Consider the following 22,072-nt stretch of genomic DNA (forward strand, 5'->3'; position numbering starts at 1 on the left):
GGGCAGCGGACATCCGATCACGGTCTGATCACACGTCATCGTACTTGTGTTTCAAGGGAGTTGAAGGTGACCTGGCAAGTCCGGGCGTCGATCAGGAGAGCTGGAGGAGACCCCGGAGCAGGTCGCGGCTCTCGGACGGCCCGGGGCTGTCCTGCTGGAGCTCCTTGAGCGCGCTCTCGTACTGCGTGACGTCCTCGCGCTTGTCCAGGTAGAGCGCGCTGGTCAGCTGCTCCAGATAGACCACGTCCGAGAGGTCGGACTCCGGGAAACTGAGGAGGGTGAAGGAGCCGCTCTCGCCGGAGTGCCCGCCGAAGCTGAACGGCATCACCTGGAGCCGGACGTTGGGCTGTTCCGACACGTCGATCAGGTGCTGGAGCTGTCCGCGCATCACCTCGCGGTCACCGTACGGACGGCGGAGCGCGGCCTCGTCGAGGACGATGTGGAACTCCGGGGCGTTCGGGGCGAGGAGGTACTTCTGGCGCTCCAGACGCAGCGCGACACGACGGTCGACGTCGGCGGCGGAGGCGCCCTTCATGCCCCGCCGGACCACCGCGTGGGCGTACGCCTCGGTCTGCAACAGGCCGTGCACGAACTGGACTTCGTAGACACGGATCAGGTGGGCGGCGCCTTCGAGGCCCACATAGGTGGGGAACCAGCTCGGCAGGACGTCGGAGTAACTGTGCCACCAGCCCGCGACGTTGGCCTCCTTGGCGAGCGAGACCAGGGAGGTGCGCTCCGCCTCGTCGGTGATGCCGTAGAGCGTCAGCAGATCCTCGACGTCGCGCGTCTTGAAGCTCACCCGTCCCAACTCCATGCGGCTGATCTTCGATTCGGAGGCGCGGATCGAGTAGCCGGCCGCTTCGCGGGTGATGCCACGCGCCTCACGCAGGCGCCGCAGATGTGACCCCAGCAGCATGCGCCGCACCACCGAGCCGCTCGACTCACCAGCGCTCACGTTCGTCCGCCTCCCCAACCGTCTTCCAGACGCCGCAGTCTGCCACTAAAACACTTCAAGCAGTACTCGTTCGGTTACGGAAACGGAAAGGAGCCAAAGGAGGCGCGCAGTAACAGATCAACAGACCGTCAACAACGGGAATATCTCGCCAGAATAAATGCACAGGAATCAGGAGAGGAAGGTCCAATCCGGTCGCGTGCACGTGCATCTGCCCTTGCATCTGCTGTACGCATTCGGAACCATGGTCCCCGCGCCACCGCTGCATCGCAACGACCGCGAACACCCGGGAGTGCCTCGCATGGGGACGAATGGATCGACCATGCTCGAACCCTTACGGCAGGGACTTCCGCCTCTCGATCCCGCGGCCGTGTGCAGCGCCGCCTCGTGCGCTCTGCCAGCCCGTTTCGAGGCGGTCCGTGAGGCGCGGCAGTTCACCCGCAGGACGCTGGACCAGTGGGACATCGGCGAGCGGTTCGACGACGTCTGTCTGGTCGTCTCCGAACTCGTCACCAACGCACTGCGGCACGCGCTGCCCTCGGACACCCCGCGTGACGACCAAGGGCCGCCCGTACGGCTGCACTTGATGCGCTGGACCTCACGACTGGTGTGCGCGGTGCGCGACCCCAGCCACGAGAGTCCGGTCGCCGGCGACTCGGACGACTTCTCCGCGGAGTCCGGCCGCGGGCTCTTCCTCGTCGACTCCTTCGCCGACGGCTGGGGCTGGCACCCGCTGGCCGGAACACTCAGCGGCAAGGTGGTCTGGGCGCTGTTCCGGCTGCCGCCGCAACCGGCGCCGACCGCTCCCCCCTGTGCATGAAGAACCGCGGCGCCCTCCGGCGCCGCGGTTCTACGCGCGTCATGGAACGCTGCGTGACGACTACCCTCGGTCGAAGCCGGTCCTCCCGCGGCCGGCCCCTGCCGTACGTCCCGCGATCACATCCGTCATCCGGCGATCAGATGGTCGAACTCGCCGTCCTTGATGCCCAGGAGCATCGCCTCTATCTCGGCACGGGTGTAGACGAGCGCGGGCCCCTCGGGGAACCGCGAGTTCCGCACCGCGACCTCGCCGCCGGGCAGCCGCGCGAACTCCACGCAGGAACCCTGCGAGTTGCTGTGCCGGCTCTTCTGCCAGGCCACGCCGTCGAGTTCGGTCGCGGCCATGCCGTTGTACACGTCGTCGGCCATGCCCTTGTACACGTCATCCAGGTCGAACACGTCGTGGTCCACAGGTCGCTCCCCGGTCGTGCAGTGGCTGAGGTGGCCATAGATGCAGTGGTCAACTGACTCGGATCATAGCTCTGTTCATGTGCAGATGCATGGGCAGATGCACGTGCACGGGGGGTGTTCCTGCGGTTACAGCTTCAACCGGTTCTTGACTACCGACTGTTGTTCCCGGTACTACGCCCTGCACTCCGCCCGTGCGCCGAACCGCCCTACATGCGGTCCAGCGCGTTCCCCAGAGCCCGCATCACGTGCGACCTCCAACCCCCGTCCATGATCGTGCGCGCCATCATCTGTGCGGGATCGTCCGGATCGAATCCCTCGTGTACTAGGAAGAGACGCGTGCCGCGCCCTTCCTGTTCCAGTGTCCATGTGATGGTCCAGTGGACAGAGCCGGAGCCGTCCGCGTCGGCCCACCGGACGCTCAGCATCCGCTCCGGTTCGAAGGCGAGAACGCGCACGTCGACGCTGCCGGAGAAGTTCGTGTTGGGGCGCGGCACGGACGTCAGCGTGTACCGGTGGCCGACTTCGAGCCGGAAGTCCTCGGAGCCCGGCATCTGCCACCCCGCCAGCAGCTCGGGCTCGGTGAGGGCGCGCCAGACCTTGGCCGGCGGATGCGGCAGGAACTGGTCGACGCGGATCGTCGTGAGGTCATCATCCGGAACGGGGTTCATGTCCCGGCATCGTCGCTCATGCGGTCCAGGAGATCGCCGAGGCCCTTGAGCCTGTCGCGCCAGAACCGCTCGTACGGATGGAGCCAGTCCTGGACGTCGGCCAGCGGGGCGGCCTCCAGGCGGTAGATGCGCTGCCGGCCCGCGCGCTCCTCGGAGACGAGGCCGGCCTCCCGGAGCACCCGGAGGTGTTCCGAGAGGCTCGGGCGCCGCATGGCGAAGTGGTCGGCCAGCACCTGGACGGGCTGGGGCCCGCGCTCCCGCAGCAGCCGGAGCACCTCGCGGCGGGTGCCGTTGGCGAGCGCGGCGAAGAGCAGGTCCTCGCGGGCTCCGGGGCCGGCCCCGGTGTCCGGCGCGGGCGCGGAGGCAGGGGCGGGGGGCGTGGCGGTGACAGGGGTGACCGTCGTCGAGGGGGCACCGGCGGAGGCGGTCTCGGGCGCGGCCGTGCGCGCCGACCGGCCGGCGGGGGGTCCCGTCACCCGGTCCGCACCGGTCACAGCTCCGCTCCGGTCACCGTCATGGCGCGCTCCGCACCCTTCTCCTACGAGGCCGTGTCGAGGGCCTTCTCCGTGATCAGCATCAGACCGTTGCCGTCCGGGTCGCGGAACGAGGCCATCCGGCCCCAGGGGAGGTCGTCCGGACCCTCCACCGCCACCCCGGCGGCGACGAGCCGAGCGCAGTCGGCGTCGACGTCGGTCGTGACCAACATGATCCCCCGGCTCCCGCCCGGCGTGAAACCGCCCATGCCCGGACCCGAGAGCGTGAAGACCGTCTGCGCCCCGGCGGGCGCCACCTGGAGCCAGCGGCCGGGCGGCATCTCCAGGTCGGCGGTGACCTCGAAACCGAGGACGTCCCTGTAGAAGCGCAGGGCCCGGTCCTGGTCGGCGACGGGGAGCGTGACGAAGGAGGCGTGGGTGATGTTCATGCATCCCAGAATAGGTAGGAGATTTCCTACGAGTCAACCGTAGGAGATTTCCTACCCATGACATCCGGTGACGGACTCGGGGAACCCTCGGACTGTCCTGGTAACTTGCTGCCGCCGTTCAGGCGACGCGGCATCCGACCCACCCTTGGGGGCTTCAGTGACTACGGCGACCTTCCCGTTTGGCCGGGCACGTCTCACGGCCGCGGCCGCGGGTCTGGCGGCGGCGCTCGCGCTTACCGGCTGCAGCGGCGACGACGGCTCCGAGGCCACGCCGACGACCGCCGGCCCGTCCGCGACGGCGGGCACCGGCACCGACGGCGGGGGCACGGGCGGCGGCTCCGGCGGAACGTCCTCGGCGGGCGGCGACCTGTCGGGCAGCTGGCTGACCACGGCGGGCGGCAAGGCCGTGGTGCTGATGGTCAACGGCGGGCAGGCGGGCCTCTTCGCGACCGGCGGCACCATGTGCAGCGGCACCACCGCCGAGAAGTCCGGCACCCGGACCATCCGGCTCACCTGCACCGACGGCAGCAAGGACCGCGCCGTCGGCACGGTCGACTCCGTCGCGGGCCGGACCCTGCACGTCACCTGGCGGGGCGCGCTCGGCGAGGAGACGTACACGAAGAGCGAGGGCGGCAAGCTGCCCACGGGTCTGCCGACCGCGAGCCTCGGGCTGGGGTCCTGACGGGACCGGCGTCGGACGTGACCGAGGCGTCTCCGGGCGAATGACGCGGGGCGTGCGGCCCCTCCCGTGCGCCCGGCCGGTCCCGTTCGGCGGCCGGAGGGGCCGATTCGGTCGGTGCCCGGGCGGTCCGCGGGCAGAAACGGGCGATAACGGTCCCGGTCGGGTGAACGGTGAGGGGTGCGCGACATCGGCGGACCCGCGTGCGTGATGATCCATGCACATCGTTCCGACCCCCAGGGGAACCCATGCGCGCTCTGCCCATCGCCGTCACCGTCCTCGCGGCGGCCCTCGCCCTGACCTCCTGCGACGACGGCGGCTCCAGCGGCTCCGGGAAGTCCGGGGACCCGGCCGGCTCCGGTGCCGCGACGCAGGCCGCCACCGCGGCCTGCGCGATCGGCGACGCCGGTCTCCAGGTCGGCCCCGCGAACGCCGCGACGGCCGCCGGGGACACGGGCAACGTCCCGGTCACCCTCACCAACAAGGGTGCGCGCTGCACGCTGAAGGGTGTGCCCCGGCTCTCCGTGAAGGCGGCGGCCGGGAGCGCGGCGGAGATCGGCGCCGACGACTCCGCGCAGCCCGAGGAGCTGACCCTCGCCAAGGGGGACACCGCGTCCTTCACCATCACCTACGTGCGGGGCGCGGAGGGCGACACGAAGAGCCTCGCCGCCAAGACCCTGACGATCGGCCTCCCCGGCGGCGGTGCCACCCAGGACTTCCCTTGGTCCTACGGCCCGGTGGCGGGCAAGGGGGCGGCGGGTGCGCCGAACGCGACGGTGACGCCGTTCCAGCACGCCGGGGACTGAGCGCGGCCGCTCTCGCGTCAGCGTTCGCGTCAGCGTTCGCGTCAGCGCCGGGCGCCGGCGCCGGCGCCCGGCAGTCGAGCCCCCACCCGGCCGGTGGGGGCTTGGCGCGCAGTTCCCCGCGCCCCTCAACGACAGCAGCCGGTCGTCCGTCCACCGGCCCCCGGTGGGGGCTTGTCGCGCAGTTCCCCGCGCCCCTCAACGACAACAGCAGGCCGTCCGTCAGCCGTCCCCCGTCCCCCGTAGGGGCCGGGGGTTCATCGGGGGTGGTCGGGGTTTTTCGGGAGGTGGGGGTGGGGGGCGACCTGGGCTCGGTCGGCTGCTGCGGCGCCCTCGTGCCAGCCGGCCTCGTCGGTGATTCCACGCATCCGGGTCGTCACGGTCTGCGGGAACATCTCGTCCAGATGGTTGGCCACCGCCACGTCACGGGCCGCGAGCACGGGCAGCAGCTCCCCCGCCGTCGCGGTCACCTGCCCCTCGGCGACCGAGGCGAGCCGGTCGCCGATGCGGTGCGCGTACGCGGCGAGGAACGACTGCCGGAAGGTCTTCGTACGCTTGCGCCCTCCCGCCCGCTGGGCCGCCTCGGCCTTGGCCATCGCCCCCGTGGCCTGCACGAGGAGCGAGGTGTAGAGGAGTTCGACGGCCTCCAGGTCGGCCTCGAAACCGACCAGGGTCGAGAAACCGAGGGCGTCGTTCCACACGGCGCGGCAGCGGTTGGCCCCGGCCACCGCGTCCAGGAGCACCGCCTTGGCCGTCTCGTACGGCGGCTCCACACCGATGCGGCAGGCGCCGGGCCCGTCCTTCGCGTGGGTCCGGGCCGCGAGCAGCGCCTCGTCGATGCTGTGCCGCGCCATCAGCTCCTGCGCCTTGGCGCTCAGCGCCTCCGCCTCCTCCGGGAAGCCGGTCGCCTCCGCCTTGGCGAGGAGGGCGCGGATACGGCTGAGCATGCGCGTCTCGCGCGGGGCGGAGGCGGGAGCCGCCGTGTGCGGGGTCTCCAGCGGCTCGATGGACGGCAGGCGCAGGAGCAGACGGCAGAGTTCCAGGGCCGCGGTGGCGTGGGAGAAACGGTCGGTGCGGACCTCGTGCGGCGTGCCGGCCAGCTCGTCGAGCTGCGCGGCCCAGCGCGCGCCCCACGGTGAACCGTCGCCGCCCTGCTCCTGGAGGATCAGGGAGGTGACCAGGCGTACGTGGAGGTCGTCCAGGTCGCGCCGTACGAGCCGTACGACGTCGGCGGGCTGCCAGCCGCGCCGCCAGGCCGCCGTGACGAACTCCCGCCCTCGCCGCGCGAGTTCGGCGTCGGACGCCGGGTCGGCCGCGAGCAGGGAGGCGCCGGTGTCGAGGGCCGCGTCGGAGTCGGCGTAGAGGGCGGCCTCGAAGGCGCGCTCCACGGTGCTGGACGTACTCATGCTCCGATCGTTTCACGGGCCGGGCGATGCCCTCGGGGTATAGCCTGCCCCACCCCCGGGACGCCCCCTGGTGGTCGTGCCCGGGCGGCCGCCGGGCGGTTCGCTGGAGCCATGACACTCACCGCCGCACGGACCACCGCCGCCCCCCGGCCGCACGCGCCGCCGCGCAGAACGCCGGCCCCCGCCGTTGCGGGAAGCCGGCCATGCTGAGCCTGCGGTCCCTGCGGGCGCGGTGGCCCTCGTTCCTCGGCTGCTTCGTCGCCGTCGCGCTCGGGGTCGCCGTGATGACGGCGATGGGGCTCGGCCTGGCCGCCGCGACCGACGCGCCCCCGCGGCCGCCGACCCGCTTCGCGGCCTCGCCGGTCGTGGTCCTGGGCCGGGACACGGTCACGATGGAGGTACGACGGGGCCCGGACACGGCCCGGGTGTCGAAGCCACTCGCCCATCCACACCCTGTGGACGGCGAACTCCTGGCCGAACTGCGGACCTTGGGGCGGGTGCGCACCGACGGCGCGGCCCGCGACGCGGTCGGCGTCGACGCGCCCGCCCCGGCCGTACGGCGTCTCGTCGGCGACCGGGGCCGCGTCCTGACCGGTGACGACCGGCATCTCGCCGACCCGTCCGCCGCCCGGGACGCCGAGGCCCTGGTGGGGGTCGACGCGCTGCTGGGCACCGCGGCCGGGGTGACGGCCTTCGTCGCGGTCTTCGTGACGGCGTCGACGTTCGCGTTCGTGGTGGCCCTGCGGCGAAGGGAGTTCGGGCTGCTGCGGCTCGCGGGGGCGCTGCCCGGGCAGGTCCGGCGGACCGTGCTCGGGGAGGCGTTCGCGGTGGGCCTGATGGCCTCCGCGCTCGGCTGCGCGCTGGGCGGCGCCGCCGCGCCCACGCTGGTACGGGAGTTGGTGGACGGCAAGGTGGCGCCACCCTGGTTCGCCCTGCGGCCGGGGACGCACTGGCCGTATGAAGTCGCCTTCTGTGTCGGGGTTTTGGTGGCGCTCGCGGGTGCGTGGGCGGCGGCTCGGCGCGCCGGACGGACCGGCCCTCTGGAGGCGCTGCGGGAGGCGTCCGTCGACACGGGGGTGATGCCCGCATCGCGGCGGGTGGCCGGGGCGGTCCTGCTGACGGCCGGACTCGGCCTGACGGCCTGGACGCTGTACGCGGACCCGGCGGCCCTGCTGAAGCGCAAGACCTACGCGACCCAGCCGATGGTGCTCGTCACGGCGGTCGCCGTGCTGGCACCGGCGCTGGTCGGGCCGCTCGTCCGGCTGCTTCCGCTGCGGCGGCTGCCCCGCGCGTACGGCGTCCTGGTCCGCGCGAACGCCGCCGGGTCCGTCCGGCGCACCGCCGCCGTGGCCGCGCCGGCCCTGGTGACGGTCGCGCTGGCCGGATCGCTGCTGGGTTCGGCGGCGACGGTCACCGGCGCTCGCGCCACCGAGGCACGGGAGCGGACCGCGGCTCAACTCGTCGTCACCGGCGAACGGTTGAGACCGGTGCGGGTGCCCGGCGCGACGGTGTCCGGAACCGCGTCGACGGCCGTCTTCACACGGGAGGACGGGACCGCGCTCGTACGCTCGGAGGCGCGCGCGGTGGACGACGTGGCGGCGTTCGCGGCGGTGACCCGGCTGCCGGTGGTCGCGGGGGACGTGCGCGATCTCGACGACCGGTCGATCGTCGTCGACGGGGAGTGGCGGCACGGTGCGGTCGACTCCTGGGCCGACGTCCGGCTCGGCGACGGGCGGCCCGCGCGACTGCGGATCGTGGCCGTGCTGGCGCGGGGCACGGGCGACAACGGCGCCTATGTGACGGCGGCCAACGCGCCGGGGGCCCACGTCGACCGCCTCGATGTACGGCTGCGGCCCGGGGCCGATCCGGGGGCGGTGACGAGCGCGCTGCGCGCCTCCGGCGGCACCGTGCGGACGGCCGCGGAATGGCTGGCCGCGACCGGACCGCGCTCCGGGGCGCAGACCCGGCTCGGGTTCCTGGTGGTTCTCGGTATCGCGCTCGTCTACGCCGGCATCGCCCTCGCGGGCACCTGTCTCATGGCGACGTCCGCGCGGGGCGCCGAGCTGCGGTCCCTGCGCCTGGCGGGCGCCACCCGGGGCCAGGTGCTGGGCATGGTCGCGGGCGAGGCGGCGCTGGCGGTCGGCGTCGGAGCGGCTCTCGGAGCCGCCGTCGCCGGCCTCAACCTCGCCGGACTGGCGGGAGCCCTCGGCCGGCTGTCGGCTCCCGTGACGGTGACGGTGCCGTGGGGCCCGCTGACCGGATGCGTCGCGGTGTGCCTCGCGATCGGGGTGGCGGCCTCCGTGGCGGGAGCCTGGCGACGGGCGTGAGGGAGCCCCGGTGGACCGGCGGCCCGGCGGCCCCGCGGCCCGGCGGACCGGCGGCTCGGCGGCTCGGCGGCTCGGCGGCTCGGCGGTGGAGTTCCCCCGTCGCAGGGCACCCACCGGTGGACGGCGACGAGCCAGCCTGTTGCCGCCGCTGCCGAGCGCGCCGGTTGTCGGCACCGAGCCCCCGCCGACTTCGGCGTCTGGACCGTCACCGATTTTTCCGGCGTGCACATCCCACGCTGCACATCCCGTCCTGCACATTCCCTCCGAATCCACGGGAGGACAGTGACCGCCCCGGCCAACTGTCAACTTCGGGTTGACACTCCCCCACTGTCAACCTAGCGTTGACACATGACGACGAACCCACCCGGCAAGGCATCCGTACGGCTCGACGACCTCATCGACGCCATCAAGAAGGTGCACAGCGACGCGCTCGACCAGCTTCAGGACGCGGTGATCGCGGCCGACCACCTGGGCGACGTGGCCGACCACCTGATCGGGCACTTCGTGGACCAGGCACGGCGTTCGGGCGCGTCCTGGACGGACATCGGCAAGAGCATGGGCGTCACCCGGCAGGCCGCGCAGAAGCGGTTCGTGCCGAAGGCGGAGGTGGACCTGGACCCCAGTCAGGGCTTCGGGCGCTACACCGAACGGGCCCGCAAGGTGGTCATGGCCGCGCACGAGGCGTCCAAGGCGGCGGGGAACGCCGAGGGGCTTCCCGAGCACCTCGTCCTCGGCCTGCTCAGCGAGCCCGACGCCTTCGCCGCGCGGGCGATCACCGCGCAGGGCGTCTCCCTCGACACCGTCCGCGAGGCCGCCACCGCCGCCCTGCCGCCCGCCGCCGACGAGATCCCCGAACTGGTCCCCTACGGTCCGGCCGCCAAGAAGGTCCTGGAGCTGACCTTCCGTGAGGCCCTGCGCCTCGGGCACAACTACGTCGGCACCGAACACATCCTGCTCGCCCTGCTGGAGTTCGAGAACGGCACGGGCGTCCTCAGCAGCGTGGGCGTCGACAAGGCGGCGGCGGAGGCCCACATCGTCGCCCTGCTCGACGAGATCGTGCGGCAGCAGCAGGCCCCCGAGGGGACCGCGTAGAGAGACCGCGTAGAGAGACGGCACGGGGAGACCGTGCGGGGGGGGATGGCGGGGAGAGGTGCGGGGAGACCGTGCGAGTGGCCCACGGGGAGGCCGCGGAGGCGCGCCGTGAAGCCGCTGGTCGCGTCGCCGGACGGCGTTGTCAGACCCCCCTGCGAGACTCGGAGGCATGACCGAGCGCTGGGCTCTCGCGCCGGCCGAGGACGGCGGCGCGGAGATCGCAGCCCTCGGCCCGGACGGGCTGCCCGCCGGGCCGGTCCGCCGGGAGCCCGACCTCACCGAGGCCGTGCGCACCCGGCCGGACGTGACCCGGTGGGTGTGGCGTTCGACGGCCGACGTGTATCCGCGTCTGCTCGCCACGGGGGTGCGAGTAGAGCGGTGTTACGACATGGAGGCCGCCGAGACCCTGCTGCTCGGGCACGAGGGGCGGCTGGGCGAGCCCCGTTCGGCGGCCGCCGCGCTGGCACGACTGCGCGGCGGCCCCGTGCCGCCGGATCCTCCGCAGCGTTCCGCCGAGCCCGGTTCGCAGTCCTCCCTCTTCGAGCCGCGCCCGGTCCACCTGCCGCTCGCGGATCTCCTCGCCGTCTACGCCGACCAGCAGCGGCGTCACGACACCGGCGCCCACCCCGAGCGGATGCGGCTGCTGACCGCCGCCGAGTCCGCGGGGATGCTGGTCGCCGCCGAGATGAACCAGTCGGGGCTCCCGTGGAGCGCGGACGTCCACCGTGACGTCCTGCACGAACTGCTCGGCGAGCGCTACACCGGAGGCGGTGAGCCGCGCCGCCTCGCCGAGCTGACCGACGAGATCTCCGCCGCCTTCGGCAGACGCGTCCGGCCCGATCTGCCCGCCGACGTCGTCAAGGCGTTCGCGCAGGCCGGGATCAAGGTCAAGTCCACCCGGCGCTGGGAGATCGAGTCCGTCGACCACCCGGCCGTGAAGCCCCTCCTGGAGTACAAGAAGCTGTACCGGATCTGGGTCGCCCACGGCTGGTCCTGGCTCCAGGACTGGGTCCGCGACGGCCGCTTCCGCCCCGAGTACCTCCCGGGCGGGACCGTCACCGGGCGCTGGGTGACCAACGGCGGCGGCGCCCTGCAGATCCCCAAGGTGATCCGCCGGGCGGTCGTCGCCGACCCCGGCTGGCGGCTGGTCGTCGCCGACGCCGACCAGATGGAGCCGCGGGTCCTCGCCGCCATCTCGCGCGACCCCGGCCTGATGGAGGTGGCCGGCCGCGAGAGCGACCTCTACCAGTCGGTGTCGGACCGGGCCTTCTCCGGCGACCGCGCCCAGGCCAAACTCGCCGTGCTCGGCGCGGTGTACGGACAGACGTCCGGCGACGGCCTCAAGAACCTCGCACTCCTGCGCCGCCGTTTCCCCCGGGCCGTGGCCTACGTGGACGACGCGGCCCGCGCCGGCGAGGAGGGCCGGCTCGTCCGGACCTGGCTCGGCCGGACCTGCCCCCCGGCCGCCGGAGCACGGGACGACGGCGACGAGGCGGGCATCCCGCAGGACGATCCCGCCGAGACCCCCGCCGGCCAGGGCTGGGTGCCGGGGTACGCGTCCTCCGACTCCCGCGCCCGCGGCCGGTTCGCGCGCAACTTCGTCGTACAGGGCAGCGCCGCCGACTGGGCCCTGCTGATGCTGGCGGGGCTGCGCCGCACCTGCGAGGGCCTCGCCGCCGAGCTGGTCTTCTTCCAGCACGACGAGGTGATCGTGCACTGTCCCGCCGAGGAGGCCGACGCCGTCGTGGCCGCCATCCGCGACGCGGCCGAACTCGCCGGCCGCCTCACCTTCGGCGAGACCCCGGTCCGCTTCCCGTTCACGACAGCGGTCGTCAGCTGCTACGCGGACGCCAAGTAGCCGATCCGCACGGCGCGACCCACCACTCCGCACCGAACCACCCACGCCATCCGTGAAGGACCCTGATCCGTCCAGGGTCGGCGGTCCGGCCGATGACGGTGGGACGGGCCGATGACAGCGGGACGGTCCGACGGTCAGCCGACAGCCGTCCGGCCGGGCGGTGCTCGGCGGTCGGTGCTCGACGGTCGGGCGACACCGGTCCGGCCGTCGGTGGTGCCGGCGCCAGGGAACCGGGCGTCGTTCGCCCGACCACCACGCACCCGCCGCCGACAGGCAGGCGATCGTCGGGCTCGCCGTCGGTGGCCCCGGCGGTCGTCCCGCGATCGGCGGCCCTGCGGACCCCGTGGGCGAAACGGTCACCCGGCGGCCGGACACCCGCAGTCGAGCCGCCGGCGGAGCCGCCTCCAGACCCGCCTCCGGGCCGCCGGCATCACGTCGCCAGCAGCCTTCTCAGTTCGCCCACGACCGGGCTGTCCGTGTCCTCCAGGGCTTCCAGGGCCGACGCCCACTCGCGGTACGCGGCCCGGGCGTCGCCCTGTTGGCGCAGCAGCAGGCCCCGCTGGTGCCGGGCGAGGCCGCCGGTGTACCGGTCGGCGCGGCGGTCGGCGCGGCAGCACAGCAGGTCGCACTCGCGCGCCGCCCGTTCCCGGTGTCCCACACCGCGCAGGGCGCGGACCAGGCCGAGCCGGGTCTGCGACTCCCCGTGCCAGTCGCCGTGACTGCCCAGCACCCGCAGGCTCTCCTCGAAGTGCGGTACGGCGGCGGCCGGTTCGCCGAGCGTGAGGTGGGCGTAGCCGATGTTGCAGTGCGCGGAGTGCCGGATGATCACGTCCTGCACCGCCTCGCCGATCGCGAGGCTGCGCTTGTGGTGGTCGATGGCGGCCCGGGGATCACTGTGCTCGTACAGGTTGCCGAGGTGGCTGTAGGTGATGGCCTCCATGTGCGGATCGCCGAGCTCCCGGGAGAACCGCAGGCTCTGCAGCAGGGCCTCTCCGGACTCGTCGTAGCGGCCGAGGCCTTCAAGGAGCATGCCCCGGTTGTTCAGGCCCCGGCGCACCCAGGACAGCACGCCGAGGCGGCGCCAGATCGCGAGCGCCTCGTCGTTCAGGGCGAGGGCCTCGCCCGCCCGGCCCGTCATGAAGTGCAGCCCGCCGAGGTCGCCGAGCGCGTACGCCTCGGCCGCCTCGTCGGCGAGCAGCCGTGCCCCTTCGAGCGCGGCCCGCTGGAGTCGCTCCAACTCGGCGACGTGTCCGCTGCGTTGGACGTACGGGTTGAGCATGCGGGCCAGCAGGGGGACGTACGGGGAGGTGCGGGCGTACCGCTCCGCCAGCGCGACCGCGTTGGCCAGCTCGGAGTCGCCCCAGGCGAACGCCTCGCGGGCCGAGCGGAAGGCGGGTGCGGACGCGACGTCCGCCGGGTGCCCGGGGGGCTGTGAGGCGGTCGGTCTGCTGCGGTCCTCGCGGTCGAGCCCGGGTTCGAGGATCGCCTCCAGGGACCGGGCGGCGACCGCCGCGTACCAGCGCAGGGCACGCTCGGCGACGATCGCGTCGTGCCCGCCGGTCGCGGTGGCGGGAAGGTCGCCCGGGCCGTCCGGTCCGCGCACTCCCGGCTCGGGGGCCGGGACGACGGCGCCCGAGCCGTCCGGGCGCGGTGAGGCGGCGTCCGGGACCGGGCCCCTCATGGCGAGGACGCACTCCGCGGCGCCCGCGATCTCCCGGGCGAAGTCCCGTACGAGATCGTGGGGCGCGTAGCGGCCGTAGGCCGTCTCCTCCAGGAGGGCGACGTCGACGAGGCGGTCGAGGGCGGCCTCGGCGCGGCGCTCGCCGGTGCCGGTGAGGCGGGCGAGCAGGGCGGCTCCGTAGACGGGCAGGTCGAGCGCGCCGATCCGGCACAGCGCGAGCGCCGCGTCCCGGTCCGCCTCGCGGTCGGAGGCGCGCAGGGCGTCGTGCGCGACGGCCAGGGAGCGGCGCACGCTCAGGTCGTCGTACTCCAGGTGATGCAACCGTCCTTCGGTGGCGGCGAGTTGACCGGCCAGCGCGTCGGGGGTGAGGGCGCCGCGTGCGGCGAGGCGGGCCGCGACGACACGGAGGGCGAGGGGCAGCCGGCCGGTGAGTTCGACGAGGGGGTGTCCGCTGTCGAGGCCGTCCTCGCGGCCGGAGACGGCCCGGAGCAGGGCCGCGCTGTCCTCGTCCGTGAGGGGGGCGAGCGGGAAGCGGTGGGCGCCGTCGAGGGCGGTGAGCGGTGAGCGGCTCGTCACGATCACCGCGCAGTCCGGTCCCGCCGGCAGCAGCGGGCGCACCTGGGCGGCGTGGGCGGCGTCGTCGAGGACCATGAGGGTGCGGGTCGGTGCGAGGGTCGAGCGGAGCAACGCGGCCGCGGCGTCGGCGTTCTCGGGGACGCGGCGGGGTTCCACACCCAGGTCGCGCAGGAGTGCGGCGAGGGCCTGGCCTGCGGTGATCGGGGTCATGCCGGGGGTGGCGCCGTGCAGGTTCACGTACAACTGGCCGTCGGGGAAACGTTCCCTCAACTCGTGGGCCACGTGCAGCGCGAGTGCGCTCTTGCCGACGCCGGCCATGCCGCTGATCACGGTGACGCGGGTGGAGGCGGGGGCGGTGCAGTGGGGGTGCCATCCGCCGCCGGACCGGGGTGGCGGCTCCGGGAACGCGGCGGGCTGCTGCGGGCGCAGGATCCGGACGAGCTGGTCCCGGAGGTCCACGCGGCCCATGAAGTGGGCCGGGGGCGGCGGCAGCTGGGCGGGGCGCGACAGTGGCGCGGGCGCCCGCCCCTCCCGGTCGGCGTCGTCCTCGGTGCCGGCACGAGTGCCGGAGCCCGTGCCGGTCCCCTCCGCGTCCCCGGTCCGCGTGCCGGTGCGGTCACCGTCCCCCGTCGGCGCGCCCGAGTGATCGGCACGGCCGGTGTCACCGGTACGCCTGCGCGCGCGGTTCCCGTCCCCGGGTCGCGTGCGGGCCGTCCCCGGTGTCCGCACGGCGGCGGGGGTGATGTGCGCGTCCCGGTCCGTCGCGCGCAGGATCTCCAGGTGGGCCTCGCGCACCGCGGGGCCCGGTTCGATGCCGAGCTCCTCGATCAGGCGGGCCCGCAGGTCACGGTGGACGGCGAGGGCCTCGGCCGGGCGTCCGGTGCGGTGCAGGACGAGCATCAGCAGCCGGTGGAAGGACTCGCGGAGCGGATGTTCGGCGATCCGGGAGGACAGTTCGGGGGCGAGCCCGTCGAGCCGGGCCGCGGTCGGCGCGAGGCGCAGTTCCGCCTCGTACCCCCATTCCAGGACCAGCAGCCGCGCCTCCTCCAGGCGCTGGACGAGGGCGTGCCCGCCGGTCTCGTGCGGCAGGCCGCTCAGCGGGGTGCCGCGCCAGAGCGCGAGCGCGGCGGCGGATTCCCGCAGCGCCCGCTCGGCGTCGTGTCCGGCGTGCGCGTCGCGCGCCGCGGTGGCGTGCCGCTCGAAGAGGCGGACGTCCAGCTCGCCCTCGGCGACCCGGAGCACATAGCCCGGCGGTACGGCGCGCAGCCGTTCCGGATCGTCGAGGAGGCGGCGCAGCCGGGTCACGTGGTTGTGCAGCGAGGCCTGGGCCGAGGCGGGAGGCGCACCGCCCCACAGCGCGTCCTTGAGGGCGTCGACGGAGACGACCCGGCCCGGTTCGAGGAGGAGTGCGGCCAGCAGGGCACGGGTCTTGCCGCTGCCGATCGGGACGACCTCACCGTCGGCACCGTGGAGGACCGGCGGCCCCAGCAGTCCGAACCGCAGCCCGTTCCGCATCACACCGCCCCACTGCCTTCCCGCCCGGCCTCGGTGACCACGCGCCACGACGCGTTCGCGTCCCCTGACGGCGGCCCCCGTCGGCCGTCCGACCGTTCCCACCCGGGAACGTTGGCCTCATGTTAGCGATCCGTTGGTGTGGCCTGATGTGATCACTTCATCGGATCTGGCCCGACGGTGCGCGCGTACTACGCGTAACTCGGGGGAGTGTCGCCGCCGCGGCCGGATCCGGGACGTGGCAGGCCCCGGTCGTCGAGGTGAGCGACCGGGGCCTCCGTCTGTCGTGTGCCGGACTTCCACCGGCGCCCGCGGGGCGTGCGCGGGCTGTCCGGGGCGGGCCCGCCCGGCGGGTGCGTCCGCGATCCGCCGCGCTGTCCGGCCGGATCCGGACGGTTGTCCCTAGATGACGGGCGGCCGGCCGAGCCGGGTGAGACGCCAGACCGTGCGCCAGCGCATCGGGCGGCGTTCGCCGCCGGACTGCCGCAGCCCCTCGGCGAATCCGCCGAACCAGGCCTTCAGCCCGCCGGCCGACCGGGTCCGCAGGAGCGTGAGCACGATCCAGATGCCCAGGTGGACCGGGATGAGCGGCAGGGGCAGCCGGCGGCGGGTGAGCCAGACCCGGTTGCGGGCGGTGACCCGGTAGTAGATGGCGTGCCGGGCCGGCGAGGTCTTGGGGTGCTGGAGGAGCAGCCCGGGCTCGTAGAGGACGGTCCAGCCGGCGTCGATGGCGCGCCAGGCCAGGTCGGTCTCCTCGTGTGCGAAGAAGAACTCGGCGGGCCAGTCCCCCGTCTCGGCGAGCATCGGCATGGACAGCGCGTGGCCGCCGCCGAGGAAGCCGGTGACCGGGCCGCCGCGCATCGGATCCTTCGCCCCGACCCTCGGCACGTGGCGGCGCTGCGTCTCGCCCTGCTCGTCGGCGATGCGGAAGCCGACGATGCCGAGGCGCGGCCGGGCCGCGTACAGGTCGCGCACCGTGCGCAGGACGTCGCCGTCGACGAGGAGTCCGTCGTCGTCGAGTTCGACGACCACGTCCACGTCCCCGAACTCACGCAGCCGGGCGAGGCCCACGTTCCGGCCACCGGGGCAGCCGAGGTTCTCGTCGAGTTCGATGCCGGTCACCTCGCCGGGCAGGCCGAGGCGTTCGGCGAACTCGGGCAGCGGGCAGCCGTTGCCGACGATCACGATCCGGGCGGGCGCGAGATCCTGCTTGGCCACGGAGGTCAGCAGGGCGTCGACCTCGGCGGGGCGGTTGCCCATGGTCACCACGGCAACGGCGATCCGCGGCCCCTCCTCCGCCTGTGACACGACACCCACCCCATCCCGGCCGACAACTGTGCCGCGATGCTAGCCGTTCACCGGAAAGCCCCCTCACGTACGCCCCCGAGCAGGCGGCGCGTACGTCCTGGTCTACGCCCATACGTCCGCCGTCGGACCCCGCTGTCTCGCGGATCTTCCCGCCGGACTCACAGGTGACGGTCCGTCAGAACGCCTTTCGGGCCGCGTTCAGTGCGCCACCGGCGGCGCCACGCATCCCGTCTCCGGGTACGGACCCGTGACCTCCGTCCACGCCTGGCCGGCGTCCAGCATCCCGGAGACGCAGGCCGTGGCGCCGATCCGGATTCCGTAGAGCGTGCCCGGCACCTTCTCCGCGTGGTCCACGTTCCAGCGCGACCACGGCGCCTGGACGCGCAGGTCGGCGGGCGGGAACCCGAGGGCGGCGAGCGCGGGGCGTACGGCGTCCGGTGCGATGCGGCCCTCGGTGCGGAGTTTCTCCAGTACGGGCCGGACCCTCGCGGCCTCCTTGCGCGCCGCCTCCCGGTCCGCCGCCGTCATCTCGCCGGGCCGGCGTCCGATGGTGTTCTCCGCGTTGTGCGGCGCGCTGTCGCCGCGGTCCGGCTCGGCGTGCGGGCTCGCCGGCGTGGCGGCCGGGGAGGACACCGGTGAGGGCGAGCCGGGAACTCCGCCCGGTGCCGCGGCCGGACGGTCGGTGCCGCAGCCGCTCAGGCAGAGGACCGCCGACAGGGAAGCCAGGCAAGCCAGGGCGGGCAGGGCGGTCGCGGTGGTCAGGGCGGAGAGAGCCGGGAGGCGCTTGCGCGAGGACATGCCGTCCAGGGTGGCAGAGGGGCCCCCGGGACGCCTGAGTACGCGCACTCAGCGCAAACCGGCCACGGGCGCAAAGGAGTTGGTGGGGACAGGCCGAAGAGCGGCCGGTGCCACGCTGCTCGCTCTCCCCCCACAGGTCGCATGCCCAGACCCGGGCGTGAACCCCACATGAAGGAAACGACGTTGAGACGCAGCAGACTGAGGAAGGCGCGTGTCCCGGTCGCCACGGCCGTCGCGATAGCGGTGGCCTGCGGGATCGGCACGACGCAGGCCTATGCGAACGCGGCCCCTCCGGGCGCGGCCGACGGCTGGTCCGCGACCCCCAGGTCCGTTCCCGCGGACGGGAAGGACCCGGCGAAGAGCCGGCCGGACGCGGTCCCCGCGAAGCAGCGCGCCGAACTGCTCGGCAAGAACTACTCCGCGTCCGCCGACCGGGCGTTCACCACGTCCGGCGACGGCACCGGCTTCCACGTGATGATCGCCGACGAGAAGAGCGGCTACGCCTGGAAGACCGCCGCCTCGCTGTCCGAACCGGGCTTCGAGACGGACACCTGGATCGGCAACGCCTGTCTGACCGGCTCCGGCCGGTACGCGGCCGTCGCCTACGCGCCGCGTACCTTCACCAACAAGCCCGACCTGCTGAGCCGCGGCGCGTTCACCGCGATCGTGGACCTGCGGTCCGGCGCCGTGCGCAAACTCCCCTTCCAGGCCACCCTCGGCTACTTCTCCCCCGGCTGCGGCACCACCGAGAACGCCGTGTTCTCGCAGTTCACCGACGAGTCGACCTCCCGGACGAACGAGACGCGGCTGGTCTCGGTCACCGCGGCGACCGGCAGGACCGCGGCCACGAAGGTGCCCGGCCAGGTCACCTCGGCGGTCCCCGTCGACGGCGCGATCGTCGGCGCCCGCGGCAACCGGGTCGTCCGCGTCCAGGGCGGCACGGTGAGGACCGTGGCCGTCACGCACGCCGTGCCCTTCCAGCTGCAGCCCGACGCCGACGGCGGTGTCACGTTCATCGACCGGCTGCCCGGCGGCGCCAAGAAGTCCTCCACCGACGACCGGGCCGCCGTCTCCCGCGTCGCCGCGGGCGCGTTGCGCACCCCTGACAGCAAGGGCCGGGCGACCCAGCTCGGAGAGGGCTCGCTCACCGCTTTCGACCTGGCGCGCACCCCCTCCGGAGCGGTGTACGTGACGGGCTCGGCGAAGACGGGCGGATCGCTTCCCCCGGCCGTCCGCAACCCGGGCGGCATCGCGAAGGACGCCCGGATCTCCAGCCGCGGCGGCGCCGCGGTGACCACCGCCTGGGCGGACGGCAAGGACTCCCGGATCTCCCAGAAGGACTCCTTCTCGGCACGCGCCGCCCGCATCACCCTGAAGGCCCTGGACACGGGGCGGAGCACCGTCCTCGACGCGGCCCCGGGCAACCGGATCGGTGACGCGGCCGCCCAGCGCGCCGCGACCGCGATGAGCCCGGCGCTGGCCGCACCCGCGGGGTCCGCGGCAGGGAAGTCCGCCGGGGGCACGTCCGGCAAGGCGAGCCCGATGGCCGCCCCGGTCGACACCGACCGGACGTGCTCGGTGCCGCGCAACGACCCGAAGAAGCAGGCCTTCCAGCCGACCCCGCGGCAGATCGAGTGGGCCGTGGACCAGGCCGTCGTCGGCACCCTCAACAAGGGCGCCACCCGCGCGGCGAACTGGAAGAACACGGGCATGGGCGCCTACGCGCCGCAGACCCTGTTCCCGCTCCAGTCGCTGAGCGGCGGCAGCGGGGCCAACTGGCACATCCCCGCGCAGGTGATGCTCGGCGTCACCGCGCAGGAGTCGAACATGTGGCAGGCGACCCGGTACGCCGTCCCCGGCGTCACCGCGAACCCGCTCGTCGGCAACTTCTACGGCGTCTCCTACTCCTCCGACGGCACCCAGACCGACCCGTGGGCCATCGACTGGACCAAGTCCGACTGCGGCTACGGCGTCACCCAGGTCACCGACGGCATGCGGCTGCCGGGCAAGGGCCAGCCGACGAAGACACCCGCGCAGCAGGAGGCCGTCGCCCTCGACTACGCGGCGAACATCGCGTCCGGCGTGAACATCCTGGTCGAGAAGTGGAACCAGACCCGCGCCGACGGGATCACCATCAACGACGGCAGCCCGCAGTGGATCGAGAACTGGTTCGCCGCCCTGTGGTCGTACAACACGGGCTACCACCTGAAGGCGGACGCGGCCAGCAACGCCGGCAAGTGGGGCCTCGGCTGGACCAACAACCCGGCCAACCCGCTGTGGAAGGAGAACCGCACCCCGTTCCTGGAGAACTCGGCCGGCGGTGACGACTACAGCCACGCCGCGCACCCGCAGGACTGGCCGTACGAGGAGAAGGTCATCGGCTGGGCGGCCCGCCCGATCTCGGCGATGTTCGCCCCCGGTGACTTCCAGCCCGGCTACCGCGCCGCCTGGTGGACGACGACCGCCGCGCGCACCGCGGCCAAGCCGCCCATCTCCCTGTTCTGCGACAGCAGCAACAACTGCAACCCGTCGAAGATCAGCGACAGCGCCACCAACAACTCCGGCGGCGGCCCCTGCCTGCTGCCCGGCGACCCGAGCACCTCGGACCCGCTCTACCTGAAGTGCTGGTTCACCAAGGCCGCCACCTGGAAGAACTGCACCTCGGCCGCCCTGTGCGGCAACGCGCTCCACCGGTTCGACGACACCTATCCCGAGCAGCCGGACGCCAACTCGTACCCGCCCGACTGCTCGTCCGGTCTGCCGTCCGGCAGCTACGTCGTCGACGACGTCGACAACGGTGTCGTACCGGCCGGATCCAGTGCCAGATCCTGCGGGGCCGTCTCCTCGGCGGGCACCTTCGGCTTCGGCTTCGGCACCGCCTCGGGCCGGATCGACCTGCACCAGATCGGCGCCGCCTACGGCAACCACTTCTGGTTCTCGCACACCAACAAGAGCGGGACGGCGGACGCGACCAAGCTCCAGACCACCGGAACCTGGACGCTGAACAAGGCGGACCGCGGCTGGATGCGGGTGTGGATCCACCTGCCGGACCACGGCGCGCACACCCGGCAGGCGATGTACAAGGTCGGCGGCTCCAACTCGACCAGCCCCAACCGGACGCTGCTCCAGCGGGTGATGAAGAACCAGTGGGTCTCCCTCGGGGTCTTCAACTTCACCGGCACACCCACCGTCTCGCTGTCGAACGTCACGCAGGACGGCAAGGGCACCGAGGACGTCGCCTGGGACTCCGTCGGTTTCCAGCCGATGGGCGCCAAGCCCGCCAACCAGGTCGTCGCGATGGGCGACTCCTACTCCTCGGGCGAGGGCGCCTCGGCGAACGGCGGTGACGACTACTACCCCGAGTCCGACTACTACGACTCGTCGCAGCCGGACACCGAGGACAAGTGCCACCGGTCCAAGTACGCCTGGTCGCGGCAGGCCACCCTGCCCGGCTACACCAAGTCGATCGGCGCGATGGCCGACGACCGCGACGCGGCCATGGACTACCACTTCATCGCCTGCTCGGGCGCCCGGCACTTCAACATCCTCAACCAGGGCCAGAGCAGTGAACTCCCGCAGATCCAGCAGGGTTATCTCGACCAGAACACCACTCTGGTGACCCTGTCCATCGGCGGCAACGACGCCCGGTTCGCCGACATCGTCCAGGAGTGCATCACGGCCCTGACCGTGTGCAACAACAACTCCATCGACGCCGTCGACCCGGACACCGGCCAGAAGAACGGCCAGAAGACCGGCTCCCTGGAGGACTGGGCGCCGACCTGGCTGCACGACCAGATCAGGCCACGGCTGGCGAGCATGCTCGGCGCGCTCCACCAGAAGGCGCCGAACGCCAAGATCGTGCTCATGGGCTACCCGAAGCTCCTGGAGAAGGACGGGAGTTGTGTCATCGGGATCGGCACGGAGGAGGCGCCGTGGCTGAACGGCATGGCCGACACCCTCGCCGCCGAGATGCAGGGCGCGGTCAACGACGCCAACACCGCGTACAGCGCCAAGGCGGTGTTCTCCGACCCGCGCGACGAGTTCGCCGGCAAGGCGATCTGCGGTGACCCGGAGGACGTGAACGGCATCGTCCTGTCCGGTCACTCGAAGGCCGACAACCGCGACTGGGACTGGCTGCCGGGCAACGTGGCACCGTCCATGAAGTCGTTCCACCCGAAGATCGCGGGCGCCCGGCTGTACGCCGACAGCCTGCAGCACTCGCTGTGAGCCACCCGACGCGGCTCCGCGCACGGTGAGTTG

At 73.2% G+C, this 22,072-nt stretch carries 16 protein-coding genes; 7 read left to right on the forward strand and 9 right to left on the reverse strand.

All coding sequences use genetic code 11. From position 1 onward, the window contains the following. Positions 1-91: 91 nt before the first annotated feature. On the reverse strand, positions 92-916 hold the full coding sequence (locus OG406_RS18905) for a helix-turn-helix domain-containing protein (protein ID WP_164373004.1): 825 nt from the start codon (positions 914-916) through the stop codon (positions 92-94). Between the two features lie 337 nt (positions 917-1,253). Between OG406_RS18905 and OG406_RS18910 the strand changes: the two genes are divergently transcribed. Further along, positions 1,254-1,772 carry an ATP-binding protein gene (locus tag OG406_RS18910; protein ID WP_164372915.1) on the forward strand — a complete coding sequence of 173 codons (519 nt, stop codon included), beginning with the start codon at positions 1,254-1,256 and terminating at the stop codon, positions 1,770-1,772. Positions 1,773-1,897: 125 nt separating this feature from the next. On the opposite strand, the gene OG406_RS18915 is transcribed toward OG406_RS18910, so the two are convergent. From OG406_RS18915 to OG406_RS18930, 4 genes are all read right to left on the reverse strand, one after another. Continuing rightward, positions 1,898-2,182, reverse strand: a complete 285-nt coding sequence (locus tag OG406_RS18915; RefSeq protein WP_081218590.1) for a DUF397 domain-containing protein — start codon at positions 2,180-2,182, stop codon at positions 1,898-1,900. Between the two features lie 206 nt (positions 2,183-2,388). Next, positions 2,389-2,850: an SRPBCC family protein gene (locus tag OG406_RS18920; RefSeq protein WP_164372914.1), complete on the reverse strand. Its 462-nt coding sequence runs from the start codon at positions 2,848-2,850 to the stop codon at positions 2,389-2,391. Continuing rightward, complete coding sequence (locus OG406_RS18925) at positions 2,847-3,164, reverse strand: ArsR/SmtB family transcription factor (protein ID WP_267051681.1); 318 nt, start codon at positions 3,162-3,164, stop codon at positions 2,847-2,849. Before OG406_RS18925 ends, OG406_RS18920 begins: the two co-directional genes overlap by 4 nt. Before the next feature lie 224 nt (positions 3,165-3,388). Further along, positions 3,389-3,772 carry a VOC family protein gene (locus OG406_RS18930; protein ID WP_164372913.1) on the reverse strand — a complete coding sequence of 128 codons (384 nt, stop codon included), beginning with the start codon at positions 3,770-3,772 and terminating at the stop codon, positions 3,389-3,391. 157 nt (positions 3,773-3,929) lie between these two features. Here OG406_RS18930 and OG406_RS18935 point away from each other — a divergent pair, with 157 nt between their 5' ends. Beyond that, positions 3,930-4,454, forward strand: coding sequence for a hypothetical protein (locus tag OG406_RS18935; RefSeq protein ID WP_329186795.1), 525 nt, complete (start codon positions 3,930-3,932; stop codon positions 4,452-4,454). A 245-nt stretch (positions 4,455-4,699) separates the two neighbouring features. After that, entirely contained in the window at positions 4,700-5,257 is a 558-nt protein-coding gene (locus OG406_RS18940; RefSeq protein WP_329186797.1) for a DUF4232 domain-containing protein, read from the forward strand. A 254-nt stretch (positions 5,258-5,511) separates the two neighbouring features. On the opposite strand, the gene OG406_RS18945 is transcribed toward OG406_RS18940, so the two are convergent. Further along, the gene (locus OG406_RS18945) at positions 5,512-6,660 is read right to left on the reverse strand and encodes a DUF2786 domain-containing protein (protein WP_329186799.1); all 1,149 of its coding nucleotides are present in this window, start codon (positions 6,658-6,660) and stop codon (positions 5,512-5,514) included. A gap of 203 nt (positions 6,661-6,863) precedes the next feature. Between OG406_RS18945 and OG406_RS18950 the strand changes: the two genes are divergently transcribed. From OG406_RS18950 to OG406_RS18960, 3 genes are all read left to right on the forward strand, one after another. Beyond that, a complete protein-coding gene (locus OG406_RS18950) occupies positions 6,864-8,987 on the forward strand; it encodes an ABC transporter permease (RefSeq protein WP_329186800.1) in 2,124 nt (707 codons plus the stop codon). Positions 8,988-9,335: 348 nt separating this feature from the next. After that, the gene (locus OG406_RS18955; RefSeq protein WP_266847596.1) at positions 9,336-10,079 is read left to right on the forward strand and encodes a Clp protease N-terminal domain-containing protein; all 744 of its coding nucleotides are present in this window, start codon (positions 9,336-9,338) and stop codon (positions 10,077-10,079) included. 169 nt (positions 10,080-10,248) lie between these two features. Then, entirely contained in the window at positions 10,249-11,937 is a 1,689-nt protein-coding gene (locus OG406_RS18960; protein ID WP_266847597.1) for a bifunctional 3'-5' exonuclease/DNA polymerase, read from the forward strand. A gap of 430 nt (positions 11,938-12,367) precedes the next feature. Here the strand turns inward: OG406_RS18960 and OG406_RS18965 are convergent, their stop codons facing one another. The 3 genes from OG406_RS18965 to OG406_RS18975 form a co-directional block, all read right to left on the reverse strand. Continuing rightward, positions 12,368-15,709 carry an AfsR/SARP family transcriptional regulator gene (locus tag OG406_RS18965; RefSeq protein ID WP_329186802.1) on the reverse strand — a complete coding sequence of 1,114 codons (3,342 nt, stop codon included), beginning with the start codon at positions 15,707-15,709 and terminating at the stop codon, positions 12,368-12,370. A gap of 399 nt (positions 15,710-16,108) precedes the next feature. Beyond that, on the reverse strand, positions 16,109-16,966 hold the full coding sequence (locus OG406_RS18970; protein ID WP_443067145.1) for a glycosyltransferase family 2 protein: 858 nt from the start codon (positions 16,964-16,966) through the stop codon (positions 16,109-16,111). 246 nt (positions 16,967-17,212) lie between these two features. Further along, a complete protein-coding gene (locus OG406_RS18975) occupies positions 17,213-17,812 on the reverse strand; it encodes a hypothetical protein (protein ID WP_266615418.1) in 600 nt (199 codons plus the stop codon). Positions 17,813-17,995: 183 nt separating this feature from the next. Between OG406_RS18975 and OG406_RS18980 the strand changes: the two genes are divergently transcribed. Further along, entirely contained in the window at positions 17,996-22,039 is a 4,044-nt protein-coding gene (locus OG406_RS18980; protein ID WP_329186807.1) for a golvesin C-terminal-like domain-containing protein, read from the forward strand. Positions 22,040-22,072: the final 33 nt, after the last annotated feature.

The organism is Streptomyces sp. NBC_01428 (assembly GCF_036231965.1).
Classification (GTDB): Bacteria; Actinomycetota; Actinomycetes; order Streptomycetales; family Streptomycetaceae; genus Streptomyces.

Excerpts from the sequence above, each read along its gene's own strand:
- OG406_RS18965 (WP_329186802.1), bottom strand. The coding sequence starts at position 15,709 with ATGCGGAACGGGCTGCGGTTCGGACTGCTGGGGCCGCCGGTCCTCCAC.
- OG406_RS18910 (WP_164372915.1), top strand. The coding sequence starts at position 1,254 with ATGGGGACGAATGGATCGACCATGCTCGAACCCTTACGGCAGGGACTT.
- OG406_RS18905 (WP_164373004.1), bottom strand. The coding sequence starts at position 916 with ATGCTGCTGGGGTCACATCTGCGGCGCCTGCGTGAGGCGCGTGGCATC.
- OG406_RS18930 (WP_164372913.1), bottom strand. The coding sequence starts at position 3,772 with ATGAACATCACCCACGCCTCCTTCGTCACGCTCCCCGTCGCCGACCAG.
- OG406_RS18955 (WP_266847596.1), top strand. The coding sequence starts at position 9,336 with ATGACGACGAACCCACCCGGCAAGGCATCCGTACGGCTCGACGACCTC.
- OG406_RS18945 (WP_329186799.1), bottom strand. The coding sequence starts at position 6,660 with ATGAGTACGTCCAGCACCGTGGAGCGCGCCTTCGAGGCCGCCCTCTAC.
- OG406_RS18940 (WP_329186797.1), top strand. The coding sequence starts at position 4,700 with ATGCGCGCTCTGCCCATCGCCGTCACCGTCCTCGCGGCGGCCCTCGCC.
- OG406_RS18920 (WP_164372914.1), bottom strand. The coding sequence starts at position 2,850 with ATGAACCCCGTTCCGGATGATGACCTCACGACGATCCGCGTCGACCAG.
- OG406_RS18970 (WP_443067145.1), bottom strand. The coding sequence starts at position 16,966 with ATGGGCAACCGCCCCGCCGAGGTCGACGCCCTGCTGACCTCCGTGGCC.
- OG406_RS18960 (WP_266847597.1), top strand. The coding sequence starts at position 10,249 with ATGACCGAGCGCTGGGCTCTCGCGCCGGCCGAGGACGGCGGCGCGGAG.
- OG406_RS18975 (WP_266615418.1), bottom strand. The coding sequence starts at position 17,812 with ATGTCCTCGCGCAAGCGCCTCCCGGCTCTCTCCGCCCTGACCACCGCG.
- OG406_RS18950 (WP_329186800.1), top strand. The coding sequence starts at position 6,864 with ATGCTGAGCCTGCGGTCCCTGCGGGCGCGGTGGCCCTCGTTCCTCGGC.